Source organism: Stenotrophomonas sp. FSL W7-1447, from assembly GCF_037966425.1.
GTDB classification, from domain to species: domain Bacteria; phylum Pseudomonadota; class Gammaproteobacteria; order Xanthomonadales; family Xanthomonadaceae; genus Stenotrophomonas; species Stenotrophomonas pavanii.
This window is the reverse complement of sequence record NZ_CP150199.1, coordinates 972,407-996,353: the sequence shown is the minus strand read 5'-3', so window position 1 is coordinate 996,353 and position 23,947 is coordinate 972,407. Positions and strand designations below refer to the sequence as shown.

Genomic DNA, 23,947 nt, shown 5'->3' with positions numbered 1-23,947 from the left:
ACTGGCACCACTCCAGTAACCGAGCCCTACGGTGTCCTCGTGCAGAAACGCATCCTGATCGTCGATGACGAGCCCGCGATCCGCGAAATGGTCGCCTTCGCCCTTCGCAAGGGCGATTACGAACCGGTCCACGCCGGCGATGCCCGGGAGGCCCAGACCGCGATCGCCGACCGCGTCCCCGACCTGATCCTGCTGGACTGGATGCTGCCCGGCACCAGTGGCCTGGACCTGGCCCGTCGCTGGCGCAAGGAAACGCTGACCCGCGAAGTGCCGATCATCATGCTGACCGCCCGTGGCGAAGAGAACGACCGCGTCGGCGGGCTGGAGGCCGGCGTCGATGACTACGTGGTCAAGCCGTTCTCGGCGCGCGAACTGCTGGCCCGTATCCGTGCGGTCATGCGCCGCGCGCGCGAGGATGACGAGGACGGCAGCGTGGCGGTCGGCCCGATCCGCATCGACGGCGCCGCCCATCGCGTGTTCGCCAACGACCAGCCGGTGCCGATCGGCCCGACCGAATACCGCCTGCTGCACTTCTTCATGACCCACCCCGAGCGCGTCTACACCCGCGCCCAGCTGCTGGACCACGTGTGGGGCGGCAGCGTGTACGTCGAAGAGCGCACCATCGACGTGCACATCCGCCGCCTGCGCAAGACGCTGGAACCGTTCAACGCCGAGAACATGGTGCAGACCGTGCGCGGCGCCGGCTACCGCTTCTCCACTGCCACCTGAGTCTCGTCGTGCCGGCGCCGTGCACCTGCGGGTGCCGGTGCCGGCAACTCTGCTATAACCCTCGGTTCACCCCAGTGAACCGCCGCACCTCAACGACGAGATCGCAATGCCCCGCCACATCCGCTCTGCCTGGTTGAAGACCCTGGCCACTGTTGCCGCGGTACTGCTGTTCGCCGGACTGGTGGGGGGAGTCACGGGCCACCTGTGGCTGTGCATCGCGCTGGCCGCGCTGGCCACCCTGGCCTGGCACTACTGGCGCCTGCGCAGCGTGCTGCGCCGGCTGACCGCCCGCCAGCGCTGGGACACCGCCGAAGAAGGCACCGGCGTCTGGAACGAACTGGACCGCCTGCTGTACCGCAACCAGGTGGAAATGCGCGTGCGCAAGCGCCGCCTGCTGGACATGCTGCGCAGCTACCGCGCCGCTGCCGCCGCACTGCCCGATGCGGTGGTGGTGCTGGACCGCAACAGCCAGCGCGTGCAGTGGTTCAACGAAGCGGCCACCGCCCTGCTTGGCCTGCACCACCCCGGCGACCTCGGCGAGGCCCTGGTCGAGCGCCTGCAGCCGATGCCGCTGGCGCACTGGCTGGCCGGTGGCCGCAATGCCGAACCGATCCTGGACGTGCCCTCGCCGGTCGACCCGGCGATCCGCCTGAACCTGCGCCTGATTCCCTATTCGTCGGACTACTGGCTGCTGATCGCGCGCGACGTCAGCAAACTGCTGCGCCTGGAACAGGTGCGCCGCGACTTCGTGGCCAATGTTTCACACGAACTGCGCACGCCGCTCACCGTGGTCCACGGCTACCTGGACATGATGGACCCGGAGGATTTCCCCGGCACGGGCCCGATGCTGGAAGAAATGCGCAAGCAGAGCCAGCGCATGGCCCAGCTGGTGGAAGACCTGCTGACCCTGTCGCGGCTGGAATCGCAGGAGCACAGCGAAGAAGAGACCGTGGCCATGCAGCCGATGCTGGCGACCCTGCGCCGCGAGGCCGAGGCGCACAGCCAGGGCCGCCACCAGATCAGCATCGACGATCTGGCCGGTGTCGACCTGCAGGGCTCGACCAAGGAACTGCACAGCGCGTTCTCCAATCTGGTCACCAACGCGGTGCGCTACACCCCGGCCGGTGGCCGCATCGCGGTGGAGTTCCGCCGCGAAGGCGACGGCGCCGTGCTGGCGGTGCGCGATTCCGGCTACGGCATTCCCGCCACCCACCTGCCGCGCCTGACCGAGCGTTTCTACCGCGTGTCCAGCAGCCGCTCGCGCGAGAGCGGTGGCACCGGGCTGGGCCTGTCGATCGTCAAGCATATCCTCGGCCTGCACCACGCACGGCTGGAGATTGAAAGCGAAGTCGGCAAGGGCTCGGTGTTCTCCTGCCATTTCGATGCCGACCACGTGCGCCCGCGCGAGTCCGCCCCCCTGACCTCCATCGAAGAATGACGCCATGAGCAGCCTCGGATCCCTCCCCCTCCCCGTGAGCCCGGACAACGATCCGTTGCGCGACCCGGCGCTGTACATCAACCGCGAGCTGTCGCAGCTGGATTTCAACTTCCGCGTGCTGGCGCAGGCCATGGACCCGCAGGTGCCGCTGCTGGAGCGCCTGCGCTTCATGTGCATCTCCTGCACCAACCTCGACGAGTTCTTCGAGATCCGCGCCGCGGCCGTGCGCCACGCGCAGGAGTTCGGCCTGCCGCCGGCGCCGGACGGCATGAGCCCGCAGGCCATCCTCAACGCCATCCATGACCGCGCCGCCGAACTGGTGGACCAGCAGTACCGCTGCTGGAACGAGACGCTGCGCCCGGCGCTGATGGAGGCCGGCATCGGCGTGCTTGGCCGCCATTCCTGGACCGATCGCCAGAGGCGCTGGCTGCGTGCCTACTTCCGCAACGAGATCATGCCGGTGCTGTCGCCGCTGGGCCTGGACCCGGTGCACCCGTTCCCGAAGATCCTCAACAAGTCGCTGAACATCGTGGTGGTGCTGAAGGGCACCGATGCCTTCGGCCGCGCCGGCCACCTGGCGATCGTGCGTGCACCGCGCTCGCTGCCGCGCATCATCCAGCTGCCGGAGAAGCTCGGCGGATCGCAGAACTTCGTGTTCCTGTCGTCGGTGCTGTCGACCTTCGTCGATGAACTGTTCCCGGGCATGGAAGTCCAGGGTGCCTACCAGTTCCGCGTCACCCGCAATTCCGAGCTGGTGGTGGACGAGGAGGAAGTGGAAAACCTGGCGCTGGCGCTGCGCGACGAACTGGTTGACCGCGGCTACCGGCCGGCGGTGCGCCTGGAAATCGCCCACGACATGCCGCGCGAGATCGTGCGCACGCTGCTGCAGAATTTCGGCCTGACCGAGAACGCGGTGTACCGCATCGATGGCCCGGTCAACCTCAACCGCATCATCCAGCTGTACGACCTGATCGCGCAGCCGGACCTGAAATACCCGCCGATGACCCCGCGCACGCTGCGCGACAGCGATGGCATCTTCGAGACAGCGGCGCGCCAGGACCTGCTGCTGCACCACCCGTTCGATGCGTTCACCGCGGTGCTGGACCTGATCCGGCAGGCGGCGATCGACCCCAACGTGCTGGCGATCAAGCAGACCCTGTACCGCACCGGCAAGGATTCGCTGATCGTCGATGCGCTGATCCAGGCCGCGCGCAACGGCAAGGACGTGACCGTGGTGGTGGAGCTGCGCGCCCGCTTCGACGAAGAGGCCAACCTGGGCCTGGCCGATCGCCTGCAGGAGGCCGGGGTGCAGGTGGTGTACGGCGTGGTCGGCTACAAGACCCACGCCAAGATGCTGCTGATCGTGCGCCGCGAGGGCCGCAAGCTGCGCCGCTACGTGCACCTGGGCACCGGCAACTACCACAGTGGCACCGCCCGCGCGTACACCGACATCAGCCTGATCACCGCCGACGCGGATATCGGCAACGACGTGCACCTGCTGTTCCAGCAGCTGTCCGGGTTGGCCTCGAAGATGAAGCTCAAGCGCCTGCTGCAGTCGCCGTTCACCCTGCACACCGGCATCCTCGGCCGCATCGAGCGCGAGACGCGCATCGCCGCCGCCGGTCGCCCGGCGCGGATCATCGCCAAGATGAACGCACTGAACGAGCCGCAGGTGGTTCGTGCGCTGTATGCCGCCTCGCAGGCCGGCGTGCAGATCGACCTGATCATCCGCGGCGCCTGTACCCTGCGCCCCGGCGTGCCGGGCATCTCGGACAACATCCGCGTGCGCTCGATCGTCGGTCGTTTCCTGGAACACAGCCGGGTCTACTGGTTCGGCAACGACGGCGCGCCGGAGATGTACTGCGCCAGCGCCGACTGGCTGGAGCGCAACCTGCTGCGCCGGGTCGAGACCTGCTTCCCGATCCTCGATCCGGAACTGGCCAAGCGGGTCTATCGCGAAGTCCTGCAGAACTACCTGGACGACAACCTCAATGCCTGGGAGCTGGACGCGGACGGCGTGTACCACAAGCGCGCCCCGGCCCATGACGAAGCCCCGCATTCGGCACAGATGGCGTTGATGCAGGGGCTCTGACCCGGTAGGTGCCGCATCCACTGTGTCGACCAAGGTCGACACCTACCAGCAGCAGCGCAGAACGCCGTCCGGCAGATCGCAGAGAACTGTCGAAGGCGGGGTGGGTCCGGTGGCAGGGGTGTGAGCCGCATGGATGCGGCGACCAAGCCCCCATGGACGGGTTCACGGCGTCCCCTGCCATCGGACCCACCCCGCCATCCCACGGATAGCCTGCTGCTGATGCTTCGGCAGGTGCAGGGCGCAGCCCTGCCGCACTCCCCTCTTCCAATATGTGAAGGCCGCGCGGTGACGAGCGCACCGCCCCTTCGGCTAACATTCGTCCATGCCGCATACCACCACGACTCCGCCCGCATTGCAGGATGGCGACCTGCTGGCCGCCATCGACCTTGGCTCCAACAGTTTCCACATGGTCATCGCGCGCTACACGCTTGGCCAGCTGCGGGTGATCGACCGCCTGCGCGAGACCGTGCGCATGGCCGATGGGTTGGACGGCAAGGGCGGCCTCTCCGCAGCGGCCCGCCAGCGCGCGCTGGAGTGCCTGGCGCGCTTCGGCCAGCGCATCCGCAATGTGCCGCCGCACCGGGTACGCGCACTGGCCACCAACACGGTGCGCCAGCTGCGCTCGCCGCAGTCGTTCCTGGTCCCGGCCGAAACCGCACTGGGGCATGCCATCGAAGTGGTCAGCGGCCGCGAAGAAGCCCGCCTGATCTACCTGGGCGTGGCCCATGCGCAGCCGCCCAAGCCCGGCCAGCGCCGGCTGGTGATCGACATCGGCGGCGGCTCCACGGAGTTCATCATCGGCATGGGCATGCAGACCCTGGAGCGTGAAAGCCTGCAGGCCGGCTGCATCGCCAGCACGCGGCGCTTTTTCCCGGGCGGCAAGCTGAGCAAGAAGCGCTGGAAGGACGCGCTGGCCGAGATCGGCCGCGAGTTCCAGCCCTTCGCCAGCAAGTACCGTGCGCTGGGCTGGCAGGAAGCACTGGGCTCGTCAGGCACGCACAAGGCGATCAGCGAGATCTGCGCGACGATGAAGCTGAGCAAGGGCGCGATCACCGCCGAAGCCCTGCCGCAGCTGCGCGATGAACTGCTGAAGGCCAAGAAGATCGACGATATCCAGTTGCCGGGCCTGTCCAGCGACCGCCGCCCGATCATCGCCGGCGGCATCCTGGTGCTGGAAGCCGCCTTCCAGGCGCTGGGCCTGCAGAAGCTGCTGGTCAGCAAGGCCGCGATGCGCGAAGGCATCCTGTACGACATCGTCGGCCGCGCCGGCGAGAACGACCTGCGCGATGAATCGGTGGCTGCACTCAGCCAGCGCTACGGCATCGATACCGTGCAGGCCGAGCGCGTGCAGGAGACCGCGCTTTCGCTGCTGGAACAGGTGCAGGAACGCTGGCGGCTCGACGCCGACGATGCGCGCATGCTCGGTTGGGCCGCACGCCTGCACGAGCTGGGCCTGATGATCGCGCACAGCGGCTACCACGTGCATGGCAGCTATGTGCTGGAACATTCGGACATTGCCGGCTTCTCGCGCCAGGAGCAGCAGATGCTGGCGGCGCTGGTGCGCAGCCACCGCCGCAGCGTGGCCAAGACCGCCTTCGACGCCCTGCCCGAACGCCTGCTGCTGACCGCGCGCCGGCTCGCGGCGCTGCTGCGGCTGGCGGTGCTGCTCAACCGCGCCCACGAGGATGCCCCGCTGCCGGCGCTGGAACTGACCGCCGACGATAACCGGCTGTCGCTGATCGTGCCGCAGGCGTTCATCGATGCCCGTCCGCTGCTCCGCGCCGACCTGATCGGCGAGACCGACGGCATCGCCGGGCTGGGCATCCAGTTCCGCCCGTTCGTCGCCTGAATACGCTGCCCCGTGCCTTGCACGGGCCGCTCAAGTGATGCACTTCGCTGTCCCACTTTGCGCAGTCTGGCGGTTTTTTGTGCTGCTTCGCAACACGACGGCACCGTATCGCGTCCCGAACCTCTCACGTAAGCGCCTGCTTTTGTTCACGTTTCGTGAAGGCAGAAGGTGCCTCGTGACATAAATTGATACGAACTCTTTACAGAGCATTAACTAACGAGACTACTATCGGGTCACCGGCTCGGTCATCAACCCAGCTGGCTCCTTCGACGCCCACTTTGGCGTCTTGTGCACGACCTGAGAGAGAGAGCTCGCCATGACTTCACGCACCACCGCACTGGGGCAGGCCATCCGCTATGCCCTGGTAACCACCGCAACGCTGGCCGCCCTGCCCGCGTTCGCCCAGGACGGCAGCAACGCTACGCCCACCAACCTCGACCGCATCGAGATCACCGGCTCGCGCATCCGCCAGGTGGACGTGGAAACCGCCCAGCCGGTGTTCGCGATCAGCCGCAACGACATCGAAAAGCAGGGCTTCAGCTCGGTTGCCGACATCCTGCAGAACGTCACCGCGATGGGCAGCCCGACCATCAGCCGCGCCAATGCGCTGACCGCGGGTGAAAACGCGGGTGGCACCTACATCGACATGCGCAACCTGGGTACCCAGCGCACGCTGGTGCTGGTCAACGGCAAGCGCCTGGGCATCAGCACGTCCGGCTACCAGGACATCTCCACCCTGCCGGTGTCCGCCGTGGAACGCATCGAGGTGCTGAAGGACGGCGCCTCTGCGATCTATGGCTCCGACGCCATGGCCGGCGTGGTGAACATCATCACCCGTTCCAATGTCACCGGTGTGACCGCCAACGTCTACCACGGCCAGTACAGCCAGGGCGACGGCGCGCGTGACCGCTTCGACGTGGTCGCCGGCTGGAGCAACGATCGCCTGTCGCTGACCCTGTCGGCCGAGCACGCCGAAGAGAAGGGCGTGTGGGCGCGCGATCGCGGCTTCAGCAAGTACGGCATGACCGATCGTCATCCGTACGACAGCAGCAACTGGACCACGATCAGCCAGTACGGCCAGTTCACCGGTCTGCGCGGCCCGGGCTGTACCGCCACTGCGGGTTGCGGCTATTCCCTCAACCGCGGCGCGGATCCGACCAATCCGGCCAATTACCATCTCACCGATAGCACGCCGTTCACCGGTGACGTGAGCAACGCCAACGACCAGATGCACGTGATGTATCCGGTCAAGCGTGACTCGGTCTATTTCGACGGCCGCTTCAAGATCACCGACAACGTCAACTTCCGTACCGAGCTGGGCTACAACCAGCGTGAGTCCACCCGCCAGATCGCGGGCTATCCGCTGCAGTCGAGCACCGCCGGCGTCGGCTCGATGTCGATCAACAGCTACTTCAATCCGTTCGGCCGCCAGCACGGTTACGCCACCCCGACCGCCGTGGCATGGAACCGCCGCACCTGGGAGGTGCCGCGCGTGACCACCAGCGAGCTGAAGACCTACCGCGCGGTGGCGTCGTTCGACGGTTCGTTCGAGATCGGCAGCCGCTACTTCGACTGGGAAGTGGGCTACCAGTACAACCGCAATGAACTGGAATCGGTGGCGACCGGCAACCTGCACAAGGCTCGCGTCGCCGGCGGCGTCGGCCCGTCGTTCTACAACGCCGCCACCGGCAAGGTGCAGTGCGGCACCGCCGCTGCACCGATCTCCTATGACGTGTGCAAGCCGTGGAACCCGCTGGTGCCGTACGGCACGACGGCGGCCGATGGCCTGTACGGCAACGAAGAACTGCAGGCGTGGCTGTTCCCGGAAGAGATCACCAAGGGCCGCACCACCTCCAAGAACTTCTTTGCCAACATCGCCGGCAGCATCGTGACCCTGCCGGCCGGCGACCTCGGCTTCGCGTTCGGCGTGGAAAGCCGCAAGGAAGAAGGCAAGTACACCCCGGATGCCCTGGCCCAGACCGGCGCGACCACCAACCTGGCCGCTGGCCCGACCGGCGGTGACTACACCGTCAACGAGGCCTACCTGGAAGTGAACGTTCCCGTGCTGGCCGACCTGCCGGGCGCGAAGGAACTGACCTTCAACGGCGCAACGCGCTTCTCGGACTACAACACCTTCGGCAACACGCTCAACAGCAAGTTCGGCTTCAAGTGGAAGCCGATCGACTCGCTGATGGTGCGTGGCACCTGGGCCGAGGGCTTCCGTGCACCGACCATCAGCGACCTGTTCGGTGGTGGTTCGGAGACCTTCGCGCAGTTCAGCGATCCGTGCGACACCCGCTTCGGTTCCTCGGCCTCCAGCGCGGAAGTCCGTGCACGATGCGCACGCGACATCGCCAATGCGAATACCTTCCGCCAGCTGCGCCAGGGTGGCACCCCGGTGAACACGTCGACGGACGCGACGCCGGTGCCGTTCACCTCCGGGTCGAACCCGCTGCTGACCCCGGAAACCTCGACCAGCAAGACGCTGGGCCTGGTCTGGAGCCCGAGCTTCATCCAGGGCTTCAACGCCTCGCTGGACTGGTGGAAGATCCGCATCGACAACACGATCATCGCTGACACGCCGACCCAGATCCTGCAGGACTGCTACGAGTCGGGTATCCAAGCGCGCTGCTCGCGCTTCCAGCGTGACCCGGTGACCGGCATCGTGACCAACCTGAAGTTCGGCAACCGCAACGCGGGCTTCATGGAAACCGAAGGCTACGACCTGGACGTGAGCTACCGTCTGGATACCCGGTTCGGCAAGTTCAACGTGAACTCGGCCACCACCTACGTGTCCAGTGCGACCTACCGCACCTCCAACGACAACTCGATCGTCCCGATCGTCACCAACGGCATCGGCAGCGCCTTCCGCGTCCGTTCCAACCTGGTGCTGGGCTACGAGCGGGGCAACTTCGGCGCCAGCTGGACCGCGCGTTACTATTCGGGCGTGAAGGAAACCTGCTCGAACATCGCGCTGTACCCGGACGAGTGCTCGGATCCGGGCGTGTACGCACCGTGGTACAAGGGCGCACGCAACTACAACGAGCGCGGCGCGGTCACCTTCCACGACGTGCAGGTGCGTTACTCGCTGCCGTGGGATGCCACCGTGTCGGTCGGTGCCAACAACGTGTTCGAGAAGTACGGCCCGGTCATGTACAGCAAGCCGAACTCGGCCTTCTCGTACTACGGTGGTTACGATATCGGCCGCTTCATCTACATGAAGTACCAGCAGCGCTTCTGATCCATCGCGCTGTAACGGAAGCATGACGACCATGGCCCTTCGGGGCCGTGGTTTTTTTATGGGCCGCAGCGCCCATGCGGTGGCCGGCGCCGCCGTCATCTGATGGTCGCAAAGCGGTCATGTCGGCTACATCGCCAGGCCCGAGCATGCCGGAAACCGGGAGGCCCGCCATGCGCTATGCCATCGTCACCGAGACCTATCCGCCGGAAGTGAACGGCGTCGCTCTCACCGTACAGGGCCTGGAGCAGGGTCTGCGTGCAGCCGGCCACGAGATCGACCTGGTCCGCCCCCGCCAGTCCAGCGAAGCGCTGGACTCGGCACCCGGCACCTTGCTGGTTCCCGGCGCCGCGCTGCCGCGCTACCCCGGACTGCGCTTCGGCCTGCCGGCCCCGATCCGGCTGGGCCGCCATTGGCAGAAACAACGCCCGGATGCGGTGTACATCGCCACCGAAGGACCGCTGGGCTGGTCGGCACTGCGCACCGCGCGCCGCCTTGGCATTCCGGTCGCCAGCGGTTTCCACACCCGCTTCGACGAGTACCTGCCCGACTATGGCGTGGCGTGGCTGCAGGCCGCGGCCATGCGCTGGATGCGCCGTTTCCACAATCAGGCCGACGCCACCCTGGTGCCGACCCGCGAACTGCAGCAGTTCCTCGGCGAACAGGGCTTCGAGCGCGTGCGCCTGCTGGCCCGCGCGGTGGACAGCCAGCAGTTCGATCCGGGCCGGCGCGATCCCGCGCTGCGCGAGGAATGGGGCGTGGATGGCAACGGCCTGGTGGCGATCTATGTCGGCCGCATCGCTGCCGAAAAGAACCTCGGCCTGGCAGTGAAGGCGTTCCGCCGGCTGCAGCAGATCCGGCCTAAGGCACGCTTCGTGTGGGTCGGAGATGGCCCGGCCCGCGAAAAACTGGCACATGAAAACCCCGACTTCATCTTCTGTGGCATCCAGCGCGGCGATGCGCTGGCCCGGCACTTCGCCAGCGGCGATCTGTTCCTGTTCCCCAGCCGCAGCGAGACGTTCGGCAACGTGACCCTGGAAAGCATGGCCAGCGGTGTGGCCACCGTGGCCTTCGACTACGGCGCCGCGCGCGAGTACCTGCGCAATGGCGAGAACGGCGCAGCCGTGGACAGCGACGAGCAGTTCATCGATGCCGCCGTGCGACTGGCCGCCGATGACGCGCAACGCCGCGAACTGGGCGGCAATGCCGCACGCGCGATGAAGCGACTGCATCCACAGCAGGTGGTGGCCGAGTTCGATGCACTGCTGGCCGAACTGGCACAGTCGCGGAGGAACGGCCATGCGCACTACGCCGCTTGAGCTGCTGGCCGGGCGCGAAGCACGCTGGTGCCGGCGCGCAAACCACTACTGCCGGCGGCGCCGCGTGCGTCGCCTGTTCGCGGTCATCAGCCGGCTCGGCGATGGCGTGTTCTGGTACGTGCTGATGGCCGCGCTGGTGATGCTGGACGGCTTCGACGGCCTGCGCGCCTCGGTGCACATGGCCGCCACGGGCCTGGCCGCGCTGCTGATGTACAAGGGCCTCAAGCGCTGGACCCGGCGCCCGCGGCCCTACGCGGCCGACCTGCGCATCCGCGCCTGGGTAGCGCCGCTGGACGAGTTCAGTTTTCCCTCCGGGCACACCCTGCACGCGGTGTCGTTCACCATCGTGGCACTGGCCTACTACCCGTGGCTGGCGCCGCTGCTGGTGCCGTTCACCTGTGGCGTTGCGCTGTCGCGGGTGGTCCTGGGCCTGCACTATCCTTCCGATGTGCTGGCCGCCACCGCCATCGCCATCGTGCTGGCTTCGGCCAGCCTGACCTGGTTGCCACTGCCGGTGTAAACCGGGGTCAGATCCCTGTTCCCCCGGTGAGGGATCTGAGCCCGAGATGCCAGCGGCGCTACCGTCCTCCTTGATGGCCTAGAATGCGGCCATGACCACGCTGTTCATTTCCGACCTGCACCTGGACCCCAGCCGTCCGGAGATCACCGACCTGTTCCTGCGCTTCCTGCGCGAGCAGGCGCCCGGCGCCGATGCGCTGTACATCCTCGGCGACCTGTTCGAAGCCTGGATCGGCGACGACACCCCCTCGCCCGCCGCCGATGCGGTGGCCGACGCGCTGAAGGTGCTGTCCGACAGCGGCGTGCCGGTGTACTTCATCCGTGGCAACCGCGACTTCCTGCTTGGCGAGGATTACGCACGCCGCGCCGGCCTGCGCATCCTGCCCGACCCCTGCGTGATCGAGCTGTACGGCCGCCCGGTGCTGCTGCAGCACGGTGACCTGCTGTGCACCGATGACATCCCCTACCAGCAGTTCCGCGCGCAGACGCGCGACCCGGCGTTCCAGGCGCAGTTCCTGTCGCAGCCGCTGGCCGCACGCATCGCCTTCGCGCAGAAGGCGCGCGAAGCCAGCCAGGCCCGCCAGTCGGAAATGAAGCAGGGCGATCGCGCGCAGTTCGAGACTGTCACCGACGTGGCCCCGTCCGAAGTCGATGCCACCTTCGTGCGCCACGGCGTGGACACGATGATCCATGGCCATACCCACCGCCCGGCCATCCACACGCTGCAGGCCGGCGGCCGCGACCGCACCCGCATCGTGCTCGGCGACTGGTACGAACAGGGTTCGGTGCTGCGCGTGGACGCCAATGGCTGGTCGCTGGATACCCTGCCCCGCGGGTAATTCCCGCCGGCAGGAAATCCGCGGCCGCACAAGGCGGCCGCGGACAGTACGGACTCAGCGGAAGGCCGCGATGGTGGCCTTGGTGTTGACCAGCACGCGCTGGTTGTCGGCGGTACTGGCATTGCCCATCGGGATGCCGTTGTAGCTGATGTTCGGGTTGGACCAGTAGTTCAGGCGCGGGCAGCTGCGGGTGCAGTTGTAGGCCATGATCGTGCGCCAGCCGGTGCCGGTGGCCGGCTCGTAGCGGTAGCCATGCCCATAGGCATAGGGCGAGGTGCTCGAGTCGGTGGCGATGTCATGCCGTGCACTCTGCAGGTGGCCGATCTCGTGCGCGAACGAGTAGTAGCCGGTCGCGCAATCCCAGTACACCGCCGCGAACGCGGTCGATGCCGTCGAGCCGATGCCGGAGGCCAGCCCACAGTAGGCCGTGTTGTTGATCAGCAGCACGCCCACGTCGGCGGCGGTGTTGTTGCGGCTGGTATGGATGCTGTCCATGTAACCGTCGCTGGTGCCGCGGAAGCGCGCCAGGTCGGTATCGAAGCTGCCCGACTCGGTGTAGCTGGTGGTCTCGTAGCCGGCCAGCTGCATGGTGATGCCGACGTTGCTGTTGACATAGCCCTGGTTGGACTCGGCCACCGCCAGCTGCACCAGTGACTGCATGTTGCCGCCGTAGGCGGTGACGGCGGCATTGGTCGCCACCACCAGCACGCGGATGGTGGCCGGCGTGCCCGACGACGCCTGCGCGATGCCGATGCGATCGTTGTTGCCCATCGGGATCTTCGGCAGCTGGTTGTAGTCGGCCGGATGGTCGGCCGGCATCCGCGATTCATCCACTTCCACCAGCACGTGGCGGTTGCCCAGCGGGCGCAGGCGGTACAGCTTGCCGTCCTTGCGGATCGAACCGGTGATGGTGTTGCCCGAGCGCACCAGGATCAGCGAATTGCCGGGATCGTCCTGCCCGGTGGACGTCGCTGCGGTCAGCTTGTCCGAGGGCGAACGGAACTGGCCATACCAGATGCTGCCGCCGTCGGGCAGCGCCTCGACCTTGCTGCGTACCGCCTGCACGCGCTGGCCGAGCAGTTCGAATTCCAGCTGCGGCTGTGCAGTCGCGGCTGCATCAACGCGCACTTCCTGTACCGTCGCGGTGGACGGGGTGGCCAGCAGCTTTCCCAGCGCCGGCTCACTGCTTGCCGATGCCCGGCTGATGACCGTCACCGGCTCGAACAACGGTGCCGCCTGCGCGGCCGCTGCGACCGACAAACCCAACACCAGGCCACCTGCCGCTTTACCAATCGATCTGGACAACATTGCGTCGCTCCTTGAATGATGTGAACAGCGTTGATGCAGCACGACCCGGTTTGCCGGGTTTGGCCATATGGCCTGCGTGGGTCGCGTGAATTCAATAGGCGCGAGGAATGGAATTCAGGATTTGTGATCCACCGCAGCTGCGTTCAGTCAGGTCAAAAGCGTCACTACACTTCGCCAATACACCGCTTTCGCGCTACCGTGACGCGGCCACCACGGGAAATACACATGGCACCCTCGCAGGACACGGACGAAGATGTCGGCTTGCTGCGGATCGGCCTGTTCTTCGATGGCACCCGCAACAACGCACACAACCTGGCGCGAGGCCGACCACGGCCGCCCCAGCCGCGCCCGGCGCAGCTGCGTGCGGATGACGATTCGACCTACCAGAGCCGGCTGACCAGCAGCTACGACAACGGGCCGACCAACATCGCGCGCCTGCAGCAGCTGTACCCGGACAGCCGCACCGGCACCTCCGCTTCTCCCTCGTTGTCGATCTACGTCGAAGGTGTCGGCACCCGCGATGACGCCGACGACGATCTGATCGGACTGGCGTTCGGCATCGGCGCCAGCGGTGTGCGTGCCAAAGTGCAGCGTGCACTGCAGGTGCTGCTGCCGGCTGCGCTGAGCGCGCTCGCGGCACGCTGGCGGCAGCCGCTGCGACGCGTGCAGCTGGATCTGTTCGGCTTCTCGCGCGGTGCAGCGGCCGCGCGTGACGTTGCCAACCAGGTGCAGGCCTGGGATGGCGCGCACTGGCGCCAGCTGCTGCAGGGCGCCGGCCTGGCGTGCACTGCGGACTTCGATCGCGCCGATCCGGTGCTGCGCTTCATCGGCCTGTTCGACACCGTGGTGGCGGTCAACGGCGGGCGTGCCGATGAACAGCCCCGCGTCGCGCTGCGGCCCGGCGTTGCCAGGCAGGTGCTGCAGCTGTGTGCGCGCGACGAGCACCGCCAGCACTATCCGCTCACCAGCGTCGCGCCGCCCTTTGCCGAGATCGCGCTGCCTGGCGTGCACGCCAACATCGGCGGCGGCTACAACCAGCTCGACGAAGGGCCCAAGCTGCTCAGCCGTCCGCGCCGGCAGATGCTGCGCCGCGCGGGCGTGGCCGACTACCAGACGCCACCGCTGGCGGTCCTGCAGGCGACCACCGCCTACGCCGAGGCACAGGCCGACGCCGAGCGCTGGCGGCAGCAGCTGGGCGTGGACGAAAAGGAAGTGTGGGTGGATGTCTGGCACCAGTGGCAGCAGCAGCGGCGCGCCGGCAGCCGCAGCGTGCTGCTGTCACCGGTGCTGTACGTGACGGCCGCCGTGGTACTGCGGCGGCGCATCGACTGGCGCTACCAGCTGATCGCGCTCCAGGTGATGCAGCAGCATGCCATCGATGCCGGCGTGACCTGGCGCGCCAGCGCTGCCGGGGTTCCCGGCTGGGAACTGCCGTCGGCCCTGCAACCGATCGCACGGCGGCTGGTGGCCGGCCAGGCGTTGACCCAGCCCCAGGAGGCACTGTTGCGGCGCCGCTACCTGATGCAGTCGGCGCACTGGAATTTCGACGCGCTGGGCGACACCGCCCTGACCTATGCCGCCGACGCCGGTGTCAGCGAGCTGCCGTACCGGCCCGGCCCCGGCCTGTTCTACATCAACCGGCCCACCGTGGATGGCAAGCGCGTGGTGCTGCCCAACGCATGAAAAAGGGGACGGAGGGGATTAAGTCGTTTGTGGCACAAACGACTTAATCCCCTCCGTCCCCTTTTCTTCAACCGGCCTGTTCGACCAGGTTGGCCAGCTCATCGGCGTCGAAGCCGGCCAGCAGGCGCGCTTCGATGTTGAACGGCCCGTGCAGGTAGCCGCCGGCGTATTCCACCAGCAGCGCCTTGAACCGTGCGCGCGGTTCAACGCCGGCGCGGTCGCAGTACCAGCGGTACCAGCGCGAACCAGCCGCAACATGCGCCACTTCCTCGCGCAGGATCACTTCCAGTACGTCGGCGGTTTCGCCATCACCGACGTTGCGCAGCTTCTCGATCATGCCCGGGGTGACGTCCAGGCCGCGCGCTTCCAGCACGCGCGGGACCAGCGCCATGCGCGCCAGGCCGTCATGCGCGGTCTTTTCGCACATTTCCCACAGGCCGTTGTGCGCGGGGAAATCAGCGTAGTCGTGGCCGTGCGCCTGCAGGCGCTCGCGCAGCAGCATGAAGTGCCGTGATTCGTCGTCGGCACAGCTGACCCAGTCGGCATGGAACGCCGCTGGCAGACCGCGGAAGCGGTACACCGCGTCCCAGGCCAGGTCGATCGCATTGAGTTCGATGTGGGCGATGGCGTGGATGAAGGCCGCTCGCCCTTCCGCGCCGCCCAGTCCACGCCGCGGCACGTCGCGCGGATGCACCAGCACCAGCTGCGCCGGCCGGCCGGGCATGCGGATCGGTTCCGGCGGCGGCGCATCGGCGGCCACCTTCAGGCGGCCGGCACGGAACGCGGCGGCATAGGCCTGGGTCAGCGCGACCTTGCGCAGCGGGTCGGCCTCGGCAAGGCACTGCTGCGCCGCGCGCAGCAGGTCACCTCCGGCATCGGGCACCGCGACCACGCCTGGACCTCAGGCGCGGCGCTTGTGCTTGGCATCGTCCGAACGCAACTGCTGGATGCGCTCGAAGTAGCCTGGCTCAATACCGGTCGGGTAGTGGCCGTTGAAGCAGGACGAATCGAAACTGCGCAGCGCCGGGTTGCCCTCGCTCACCGCCGCTTCCATGTCCTCGATGTCCTGGTAGATCAGCCAGTCGCACCCCAGGTGGGCTTCGATCTCTTCCACGCTGCGGTTGTGCGCGACCAGCTCTTCGGCCGCCGGCATGTCGATGCCGTAGATGTTGGGATAGCGCACCGGCGGTGCCGCGCTGGCCAGATAGACCTTGCGCGCGCCGGCATCACGGGCCATCTGCACGATCTGCTGGCTGGTGGTGCCACGCACGATCGAGTCGTCCACCAGCAGCACCACGCGGTTGCGGAACTCCAGGTGGATCGGGTTGAGCTTGCGGCGCACCGACTTCACGCGTTCCCCCTGCCCCGGCATGATGAAGGTGCGGCCGATGTAGCGGTTCTTGATGAAGCCTTCGCGGTACTTCACCCCGAGCACGTTGGAAATCTCCAGCGCGGCGTCGCGCGAGGTATCCGGGATCGGGATGATGGTGTCGATGTCGTGGTCCGGGCGCAGGCGCAGGATCTTCTCGCCGAGCTTGATGCCCATGCGCATGCGCGCCTTGTGCACCGAGACGTTGTCGATCATCGAGTCCGGGCGCGCGAAGTACACGTACTCGAAGATGCACGGAGTGTGCTCGACCGGCTCGGCGCAGATCTCCGAGAACAGCTCGCCGCGTGCAGTGATCACCAGCGCTTCGCCCGGCTGCACGTCGCGCACGCGCTGGAAGCCCAGCACGTCCAGGGCCGCCGACTCGGACGCCACGATGTACTCGTCGCCCTCGGCATGGCTGCGCTTGCCCAGCACCAGCGGACGGATGCCATGCGGGTCGCGGAAGGCCACCAGGCCCAGGCCCAGCACCACGCTGACCACCGCATAGCCGCCCTTGCAGCGCCGATGCACGCCGGCTACCGCACGGATCGCGGCTTCCGGGCTGAGCTGGCGCTGCTGCTCCAGTTCGTAGGCGAACACGTTCAGCAGCACTTCGCTGTCCGAATCGGTGTTGACGTTGCGGCGGTCCTGTTCGAACACCTGCTGGCGCAGCGCCTCGGTGTTGATCAGGTTGCCGTTGTGGGCCAGCGCGATGCCGTACGGCGAATTGACGTAGAACGGCTGTGCCTCGTCCATGCCTTCCGAGCCCGCGGTCGGGTAGCGCACGTGGGCGATGCCGACGCTGCCTTCCAGGGTGGACATGGTGCGGGCGTCGAACACATCGCGGACCAGCCCGGTGGCCTTCTGCACGCGCAGGCGGCTGCCACTGGCGGTGGCGATGCCTGCCGCGTCCTGGCCGCGGTGCTGGAGAACGGTCAAGCCGTCATACAACTGCCCGGCGACGTTCTGGTTGCCGACGATTCCGACGATGCCACACATGGTGCGAGGTCTCCGCTGGGCCGTGCCCAGTTACAAGGAAGGTGGCCGTACCTGGCCTCGGTGGTCGCCGCGCCCGCGGTCGACGTTGGCCGGATCGCCCGGCTCGATACTGTCCGGCAGTGCTGGGGCGTCCGGGCGCACTTCGGCCGGATCGTATGCATCGCCCTGTTCCGCTTTCGCGGGCCGCAGCCATCCGCCGCCCGCCACTACCTGGTTGAGGATGCCATTATCGCCTGCCTCGCCCGGCTTTCCCAACCCGGCGCCCGCGTTCTTCCCCAACTCCATCAGTGCAGATGGGGACAGCATGTCGGTGGGCAAGGCCTTGGGCAGCATATCGGCGCCGGGCACCTGCCAGTGCGGCAGCTTGCCGTTCATCCAGGCCACGGCCGGATTCAGCACCGGGCGTACCGCCGAACGCTTCCAGGACGGCTCGGCGGTCAGCGGCGTGAAACCCGCCAGCAGTACCAGGATCGCCGCGATCAGGCCGCCGCGCACGGCGCCCAGCACGCCGCCCAGCAGGCGGTCCAGGCTGGTCAGCATGCTGCGGTGGATCATCGCCTTGATGACCATGCCGATCACCGCGACCACGATCATCACGCCGATGCCCACGCCCAGGTAGCCGCCGACGAAGTGCTCGCCGCCGGGCGCGGCCGGGGCCGCCCACCAGCGCGCGGCGTCGTTGCCGAAGGCGAAGGCCGCCCATGCGGCCAGCAGCCACGACAGCGTGCCGATGACGATGCCAACAAAGCCGCGAAGCATCCCCAACAGGGTCGAGGCGGCGATCACGATCAGCAGCACCACGTCGATCATGGCGCCCCGCTCCTTCGGCGGCGCTGGCAACGGGCCTGCGCGTCGGTCATGGGTGCGGTCGGACCATGCCGGCGACGCCGACCTTGGCAGCGACCTGCGCCTTCAGCTGTTCGGCATCCGCGCGGTTGGCCACCGGACCCACGCGGACGCGATGCAGGGTGCCCTTTTCGGTGCGCACCTGCTCGACGAACGCACTGAAGCCGGCGGCGCGGACCTTGTCGCGCAGCGCAGCGGCATCGCTGGCCTGGCCGAACGCGCCCAGCTGCACGGCGAAGCCGACGCCACTGGCCGCCGGTGCGGCCGGCGTGGCCGGCGCCGTGGCCGGCTTGCTGGCGGTGGCCTCCGGCTTCGGTTCCGGCTTGGCCTCAGGCTTCGGCGCCTCAGGCTTCGGCGCCGGCTTGGCCGGCTCCGGCTTGGTGGCCGGCGGCGTAGTCACGGTCGCCGTGCTCGGCGGCAGGCTTTCGCTGCGCACCGGGTTGCTGGTGGCCGACGGGCTGGTCGCTGCGGCCGGTGTGCTGGCCGCCGGTGCCGGTGTGGCAGCGACCGCGGCACTGTTGCCTGCGGCCGCATCCAGCGTGATGACTTCGGCCTTCACGTCGGCGCGGATCTTCACTGCCTGCAGGCGGGCGGCCTCGGCCTGGGCACGGTCGGCATACGGCCCGACGCGCACGCGCCACGCCTGGCGCCCGCTGATGGTGGTCGCTTCTGCGAAGCCCGGCAGCTGCGAGCGCTGCAGGTAGGCGATCACCGCATCGGCGTCGGCCTTGCTGCCGTATGCGCCAAAGGTGACCGCGAAGTTGCCCGCGGCAACGGCCGGGGAGGTGTCCACGGTCGGCGGCGTGGCCGGCGCGGCCGCTTCCTGCAGTGGCTTGGCCTGTCCGGTCTGCAGTCCGGTGGCGCCACCGGCCGGCGCGACCAGCGGCAGCTCGCGGGTCTCGAACTGGCCATCGGCCGGCGCATCCGGCGCGGCGATCGGCACCGAGGCCACGCCACTGTCCGGTGCCGGACCCTTGACCAGCATCGGCAGGAAAATCACGGCCAGCGCCACCAGCACGATGGCACCAATCAGACGCTGTTTCAGAGACGTATCCACGTGAGGCAGGCAACGGTCCGGAGATTGCCGTCGATTATACGGGTGCCGGACCGGCCGGCGTCGGCATTGGCTGAACGCGGATCAGGCGGCGCCCTGCAGCCAGCGCAGTGCGGCCGCAGCGGTATGGAACGAGCCGAAGACCAGGACGCGGTCGCCGCGCCCGGCCTCGGCCAGGACCTGGGCCAGTGCCTGTTCGACGGAACCGGCCAGCTGCGCATCGGCGGCGGCGGTGCCGGCCAGGCGCGCCTGCAGCTGCGCCGCGCTCTGCCCACGCGGGCCGTCCAGGCCGGCCAACGTCCACGCGCCCACGACGTCCTGCAGCTCCTGCACCACGCCCGCCGCGTCCTTGTCCTGCAGCGCGGCGTACACCGCCAGCGTGCGCCCGGCCGACACATCGGCCTTCAATGCGCGTGCCAGCTGACCGGCGGCCTGCGGGTTGTGGCCGACATCGACGCGGATCTGCACACCGTCGCGCTCGAACGCCTGCAGGCGGCCGGAGATCCGCGCCGCCGCGATACCGGCCGCCCACGCCGCACGCGGCACCGGCTTGTCCAGCGCGCGCAGCGCGGCGATGGCGGCACCGGCGTTGGCCAGCTGGATCGGGCCGGCCAGGGCCGGGGTCGGCAGTTCCATGCGCAGGCCGACATCGCGCCAGCGCCAGCGCTGGGCATCGATCGGTTCGTAGAAGTAATCGCTGCCGCCGCGGATCGCATTGGCGCCGACCAGGTAGGCGCGGCGCAGCACGCTCGACGGCGGGTCGGTTTCACCCAGGATCACCGGTTTCCAGCCACGGATGATGCCGGCCTTCTCGGTGCCGATCGCTTCGCGGTCCTCGCCCAGCCACTCGGCATGGTCGATGTCCACGGTGGTGATCACCGCCACGTCGGCGTCGACGATGTTGACCGCATCCAGGCGACCGCCCAGGCCCACTTCCAGCACCGCCAGGTCCAGCCCGGCGTCGGCGAACAGGTGCAGGGCGGCCAGCGTGCCGTACTCGAAATAGGTCAGCGTGGTCTGGCCACGCGCGGCCTCGACCGCATTGAACGCAGCGACCAGCGCCGCATCGTCCACGTCCTGGCCGTCGATGCGCACGCGCTCGTTGTAGCGCAGCAGGTGCGGCGAGGTGTACGCGCCGACCTTCCAGCCGGCGGCGCGTGCAATGGCTTCGATGAAGGCCACGGTCGAGCCCTTGCCGTTGGTGCCACCGACCACGATGGTGCGCTTGGCCGGCGCCCCCAGGCCCATCGCCGTGGCCACGGCGCGCACGCGCTCCAGGCCCATGTCGATGCTCGCCGGATGCTGGCGTTCAATGTAGTCCAGCCAGTCGGCCAGGGTGGTCGGGGTGTTCGTCACGGCAGCGGTTCCAGCAGAAGCAGTTGATGCAGGGGGATGGATCAGAGAGCGCGGTGCTTGGCTTCGCCGAAGAATGGCGTGTGGTGGGCGCAGTCGTTCAGGCGCACCACTTCCAGGCTGTCCAGGTCGGCGCCTTCGAGCAGGTTGAGCGTGGTCGGTGCCTGGCGGAAGGTCCACAGCCGGGAAATCGGCAGCCCCAGCACCTTGCACAGGATCACGCGGTTCACCGCGTCGTGGGCGACCACCAGCAGGGTGTCGTGCTCACCAAGGCCTTCGGTGGCGCGGGCCAGGCCGCGCCAGCTGCGCTCCAGCACCAGGCGCAGCGACTCGCCGCCGGGCATCAGCACGGTATCCGGTTCCTCGCGCCACGCTTTCAGGCGTGAGGGATCCTTCTCATGGATCTCACTGGCCAACAGCCCTTCCCATTCGCCGTGGGCGATTTCCTGCAGTTCCGGCTCGGTCAGCAGCATCCCGGCACGGGCGGCGCCGAGCGCCAGCTGGGCGGTGCGCTGCGCGCGTGACAGCGGCGAGGCGACGGCACGGGTGATGTCCACCGAGGCCAGGCGCGCGCCGAGGGCCTGGGCCTGGGCTTCGCCGATCGGCGAAAGCGGGATGTCGATCTGGCCCTGGTAGCGGCCTTCGGCGTTCCACGGCGTTTCGCCGTGGCGGGCAAGCAGGATGCGCATGCGTGCAAGGGGTCCTGGGGGAGGAGGTTCCGCGTTTCGTTCACATCCTGTGAAGTGCGCGGAACAGGGATGATACCTGTTCGGCGCGCCGGGCCGGGCCGGGCATGAAAAAACCCCGCGACGTGGGTCGCGGGGTTTCGGAATCGCGGACGGCGCGCCGGGCAGCAGATCCACGCCATGCGTGGATGCACCGCCCGGCAGTGTCTGCAGGCGTTGCCGGCCAGCGGCCGGCACTACCTCACTTGGCCAGGTTCAGTTCCTTCAACAGCTGCGGCGCCGGCGCCACTTCCTGCATGATCCACTGCATGTAGCGGCTGTCGACAGCGATCATGCGGGTCATCACCGGGTCGAATACCCAGTTGGAGCTGACCGATTCCCAGTTGCCATCGAAGGCCAGGCCGACCAGCTTGCCGTTGGCATCCAGCACCGGCGAACCCGAGTTGCCGCCGGTGATGTCCAGGTTGGACAGGAAGTTCACCGGCACCGAACCAATGCGCTTGTCTTCCAGGCCGCCGTAACGCTTGGCCTTGACCGCATCGAGCAGCGCCTTCGGCGAATCGAACGGATCTTCACCGGTTTCCTTCGCTGCCACGCCTTCCAGGGTGGTGAACGGGGTGTACTTCACGCCGTCCTTGCCATACCCCATGACGTTGCCGAAGGTGATGCGCAGCGACAGGTTGGCGTCCGGGTAGACGAATTCACCCTGGCTCTTCTTGTAGTCGGCCACGGCCTGCAGGTACAGCGGGCGCGCGGTCAGCGACTCGCCTTCGCGGATCTTCTTCTGCTCTTCCTGCTTCAGCAGTGCCGGCATGACAGCCACGGCGTACTGGATGGCCGGATCGCTGCTGGCTTCAAACGCGGCACGGTCGGCCTTGAACCACTTCAGGCGTGCATCCAGGCTGCCCAGCTCGGTGCCCGACAGCTTGGCCACCAGCGACTTCACCGCAGCGGCATCGCTGCCGGCCAGCCACTTGTTCAGCACTTCATTGTCGCGCTGCGCGGCCGGCAGGGCCACGTACTGCTCCAGCCAGTAGGCCTGCAGCTGCTGGTCCATCTTCGCCACGTAGCGACGGTCCATCTGCTTCAGGCCGCCTTCGATGGTGGTCAGGTCACGTTCCTGGTAACCGGCTTCGCGTTCGGCATCGGGCTTGCTGCGCTCGATCGACAGGCGGTACAGGGTGATCGCTGCGCCCACGGCCGAGGTGTTGTTGAACTGGCCGACGAACAGGTCACGCTCGCGGGTGGCCTTGCTGGTGTCCAGGTGCTTGACCAGCTGCGCGTGTGCGGCCAGCGCCGGCTTGCCGGCCGCGCCCTGCTTCTTCAGCCACGCCAGCACGGCGGCTTCCTCGGCCTGCTTCTGGCCAGCGGCGTCGATGCGCTTGAAGCCTTCCAGCTGGCCCAGGTAGTTCTTGGCCACGTTGTTCATGCTGGCGGCAGTGGCGGCGTACTTCACCTTGACGTCGGCGTCGGCCTTGCCGGCGTCGGCGATCATCTTCAGCACCGCGTTGTAGTGCTTGGCGATGGTCGGGTAGGTGAAGCTGGCGGTCTCGTTGAACTCGCCGGCCAGTGCGTAGCGGTTGGTGCGGCCCGGGTAGCCGGCCACCATCACGAAGTCGTCGGCGCCCAGCGGCTGGTCGGCGAACTTCAGGAAGTGCTTGGGCTGGTACGGCACGTTGTCGGCGGCGAAGGCGGCCGGCTTGCCGTCCTTGCCGACGTAGGCGCGGTAGAACGAGAAATCGCCGGTGTGGCGTGGCCACATCCAGTTGTCGACGTCGCCGCCGAACTTGCCGACGCTGCCCGGGGGCGCATAGACCAGGCGCACGTCCTTGATTTCCATGTTGCGGAACAGGCGGTAGGTGTTGCCGCCGGAGAAGCTGTACAGGCGGCAGCGGAAACCGGCATCGGCCTCACAGGCGGCAACCTGGGCCTTGTCGAAGGCGTCCAGCGCGCGGCTGCGGGCCAGCGGGTCGTTGCCGGCAGCGGCGATGGCGGCCTTTGCCTGGGCGGTGACGTCGGTGATCTGGTCGAGCACGAACACGCGGGCGTTCGGGCCGGCGCTCAGTTCGTCCTTCAGGGTCGGCGCATTGAAGCCGTCCTTGATCAGGTTCTTCTGCGCGGTCGAATTCAGCTGGATGGCGCCATACGCGCAATGGTGGTTGGTCACCACCAGGCCCTGCGGCGAGACGAAGCTGGCGGTGCAGCCGCCGAGGGCGACGACCGCGCCCATCGGGTCGCCGGTCAGGTTGGACAGCTGTTCCGGGGACAGCTTCAGGCCGGCCTTCTGCAGCGGGCCGGCGATTTCCGGCAGCTGCTGCGGCACCCACATGCCTTCAGCGGCATGGGCGACCTGGGCCAGGCCGAGGCTGGCGACGATGGAAAATGCAAGCAGGTTCGAGCGCATGGAGCAGCCCCTGGTAGTGGAACCCTCGATTGTAGCCCGCCGCCCTGCCCCGGCCCGAACCCCGGAAGTCATGGGCCTGCTTCTTGCTCTGCCATGCGCACGTCGGCCGCGCACATGGAATCGTCCTGAGGGGGCGTGGCCACCCTGGCCGGGACCGTTGGCGCCATGGATGGCGCCATCGAGCACCATGGATGGGCTTTTGCGTGTCCCGGCCAGGGTGAC

17 protein-coding genes are annotated in these 23,947 nt (G+C 67.8%); 9 read left to right on the top strand and 8 right to left on the bottom strand.

The window, feature by feature from the left end:
• Positions 1-39 precede the first annotated feature (39 nt).
• The 8 genes from phoB to lpxH all read left to right on the top strand — a co-directional run bounded on the left by phoB (position 40) and on the right by lpxH (position 12,023).
• Complete coding sequence (gene phoB / locus NSQ78_RS04495) at positions 40-729, top strand: phosphate regulon transcriptional regulator PhoB (RefSeq protein WP_005408258.1); 690 nt, start codon at positions 40-42, stop codon at positions 727-729.
• 106 nt (positions 730-835) lie between these two features.
• Positions 836-2,167: a phosphate regulon sensor histidine kinase PhoR gene (gene phoR / locus NSQ78_RS04490; RefSeq protein WP_049468161.1), complete on the top strand. Its 1,332-nt coding sequence runs from the start codon at positions 836-838 to the stop codon at positions 2,165-2,167.
• A gap of 4 nt (positions 2,168-2,171) precedes the next feature.
• Entirely contained in the window at positions 2,172-4,259 is a 2,088-nt protein-coding gene (gene ppk1 / locus NSQ78_RS04485) for a polyphosphate kinase 1 (protein WP_053506092.1), read from the top strand.
• Between the two features lie 322 nt (positions 4,260-4,581).
• Positions 4,582-6,108 carry an exopolyphosphatase gene (gene ppx, locus NSQ78_RS04480; RefSeq protein ID WP_049468166.1) on the top strand — a complete coding sequence of 509 codons (1,527 nt, stop codon included), beginning with the start codon at positions 4,582-4,584 and terminating at the stop codon, positions 6,106-6,108.
• 316 nt (positions 6,109-6,424) lie between these two features.
• Positions 6,425-9,349, top strand: a complete 2,925-nt coding sequence (locus NSQ78_RS04475; protein ID WP_053462269.1) for a TonB-dependent receptor — start codon at positions 6,425-6,427, stop codon at positions 9,347-9,349.
• 170 nt (positions 9,350-9,519) lie between these two features.
• The gene (locus tag NSQ78_RS04470; RefSeq protein ID WP_049468169.1) at positions 9,520-10,665 is read left to right on the top strand and encodes a glycosyltransferase family 1 protein; all 1,146 of its coding nucleotides are present in this window, start codon (positions 9,520-9,522) and stop codon (positions 10,663-10,665) included.
• Positions 10,646-11,185, top strand: a complete 540-nt coding sequence (locus tag NSQ78_RS04465; RefSeq protein WP_064237740.1) for a phosphatase PAP2 family protein — start codon at positions 10,646-10,648, stop codon at positions 11,183-11,185. The genes NSQ78_RS04470 and NSQ78_RS04465 overlap by 20 nt, the downstream gene beginning before the upstream one ends.
• 91 nt (positions 11,186-11,276) lie before the next feature.
• Complete coding sequence (lpxH, locus tag NSQ78_RS04460; protein ID WP_057495138.1) at positions 11,277-12,023, top strand: UDP-2,3-diacylglucosamine diphosphatase; 747 nt, start codon at positions 11,277-11,279, stop codon at positions 12,021-12,023.
• A 54-nt stretch (positions 12,024-12,077) separates the two neighbouring features.
• On the opposite strand, the gene NSQ78_RS04455 is transcribed toward lpxH, so the two are convergent.
• The gene (locus tag NSQ78_RS04455; RefSeq protein WP_049468176.1) at positions 12,078-13,331 is read right to left on the bottom strand and encodes a zinc-dependent metalloprotease; all 1,254 of its coding nucleotides are present in this window, start codon (positions 13,329-13,331) and stop codon (positions 12,078-12,080) included.
• Positions 13,332-13,556: 225 nt separating this feature from the next.
• On the opposite strand from NSQ78_RS04455, the gene NSQ78_RS04450 reads away from it, so the two are divergent.
• Positions 13,557-15,014, top strand: a complete 1,458-nt coding sequence (locus NSQ78_RS04450) for a DUF2235 domain-containing protein (protein ID WP_064237739.1) — start codon at positions 13,557-13,559, stop codon at positions 15,012-15,014.
• A gap of 67 nt (positions 15,015-15,081) precedes the next feature.
• Here NSQ78_RS04450 and NSQ78_RS04445 read toward each other — a convergent pair whose 3' ends face one another.
• The 7 genes from NSQ78_RS04445 to NSQ78_RS04415 all read right to left on the bottom strand — a co-directional run bounded on the left by NSQ78_RS04445 (position 15,082) and on the right by NSQ78_RS04415 (position 23,725).
• Positions 15,082-15,906, bottom strand: a complete 825-nt coding sequence (locus tag NSQ78_RS04445; protein WP_064237738.1) for a ferritin-like domain-containing protein — start codon at positions 15,904-15,906, stop codon at positions 15,082-15,084.
• Between the two features lie 9 nt (positions 15,907-15,915).
• Complete coding sequence (purF, locus tag NSQ78_RS04440) at positions 15,916-17,382, bottom strand: amidophosphoribosyltransferase (RefSeq protein ID WP_049465904.1); 1,467 nt, start codon at positions 17,380-17,382, stop codon at positions 15,916-15,918.
• A gap of 30 nt (positions 17,383-17,412) precedes the next feature.
• Complete coding sequence (locus tag NSQ78_RS04435; RefSeq protein WP_064237737.1) at positions 17,413-18,192, bottom strand: CvpA family protein; 780 nt, start codon at positions 18,190-18,192, stop codon at positions 17,413-17,415.
• A gap of 46 nt (positions 18,193-18,238) precedes the next feature.
• On the bottom strand, positions 18,239-19,285 hold the full coding sequence (locus NSQ78_RS04430) for an SPOR domain-containing protein (protein WP_064237736.1): 1,047 nt from the start codon (positions 19,283-19,285) through the stop codon (positions 18,239-18,241).
• A gap of 81 nt (positions 19,286-19,366) precedes the next feature.
• Positions 19,367-20,638 carry a bifunctional tetrahydrofolate synthase/dihydrofolate synthase gene (gene folC / locus NSQ78_RS04425; RefSeq protein ID WP_064237735.1) on the bottom strand — a complete coding sequence of 424 codons (1,272 nt, stop codon included), beginning with the start codon at positions 20,636-20,638 and terminating at the stop codon, positions 19,367-19,369.
• 41 nt (positions 20,639-20,679) lie between these two features.
• The gene (locus NSQ78_RS04420; protein WP_053506861.1) at positions 20,680-21,324 is read right to left on the bottom strand and encodes a histidine phosphatase family protein; all 645 of its coding nucleotides are present in this window, start codon (positions 21,322-21,324) and stop codon (positions 20,680-20,682) included.
• Positions 21,325-21,562: 238 nt separating this feature from the next.
• A complete protein-coding gene (locus NSQ78_RS04415) occupies positions 21,563-23,725 on the bottom strand; it encodes a S46 family peptidase (RefSeq protein WP_053462263.1) in 2,163 nt (720 codons plus the stop codon).
• Between the last annotated feature and the right edge of the window lie 222 nt (positions 23,726-23,947).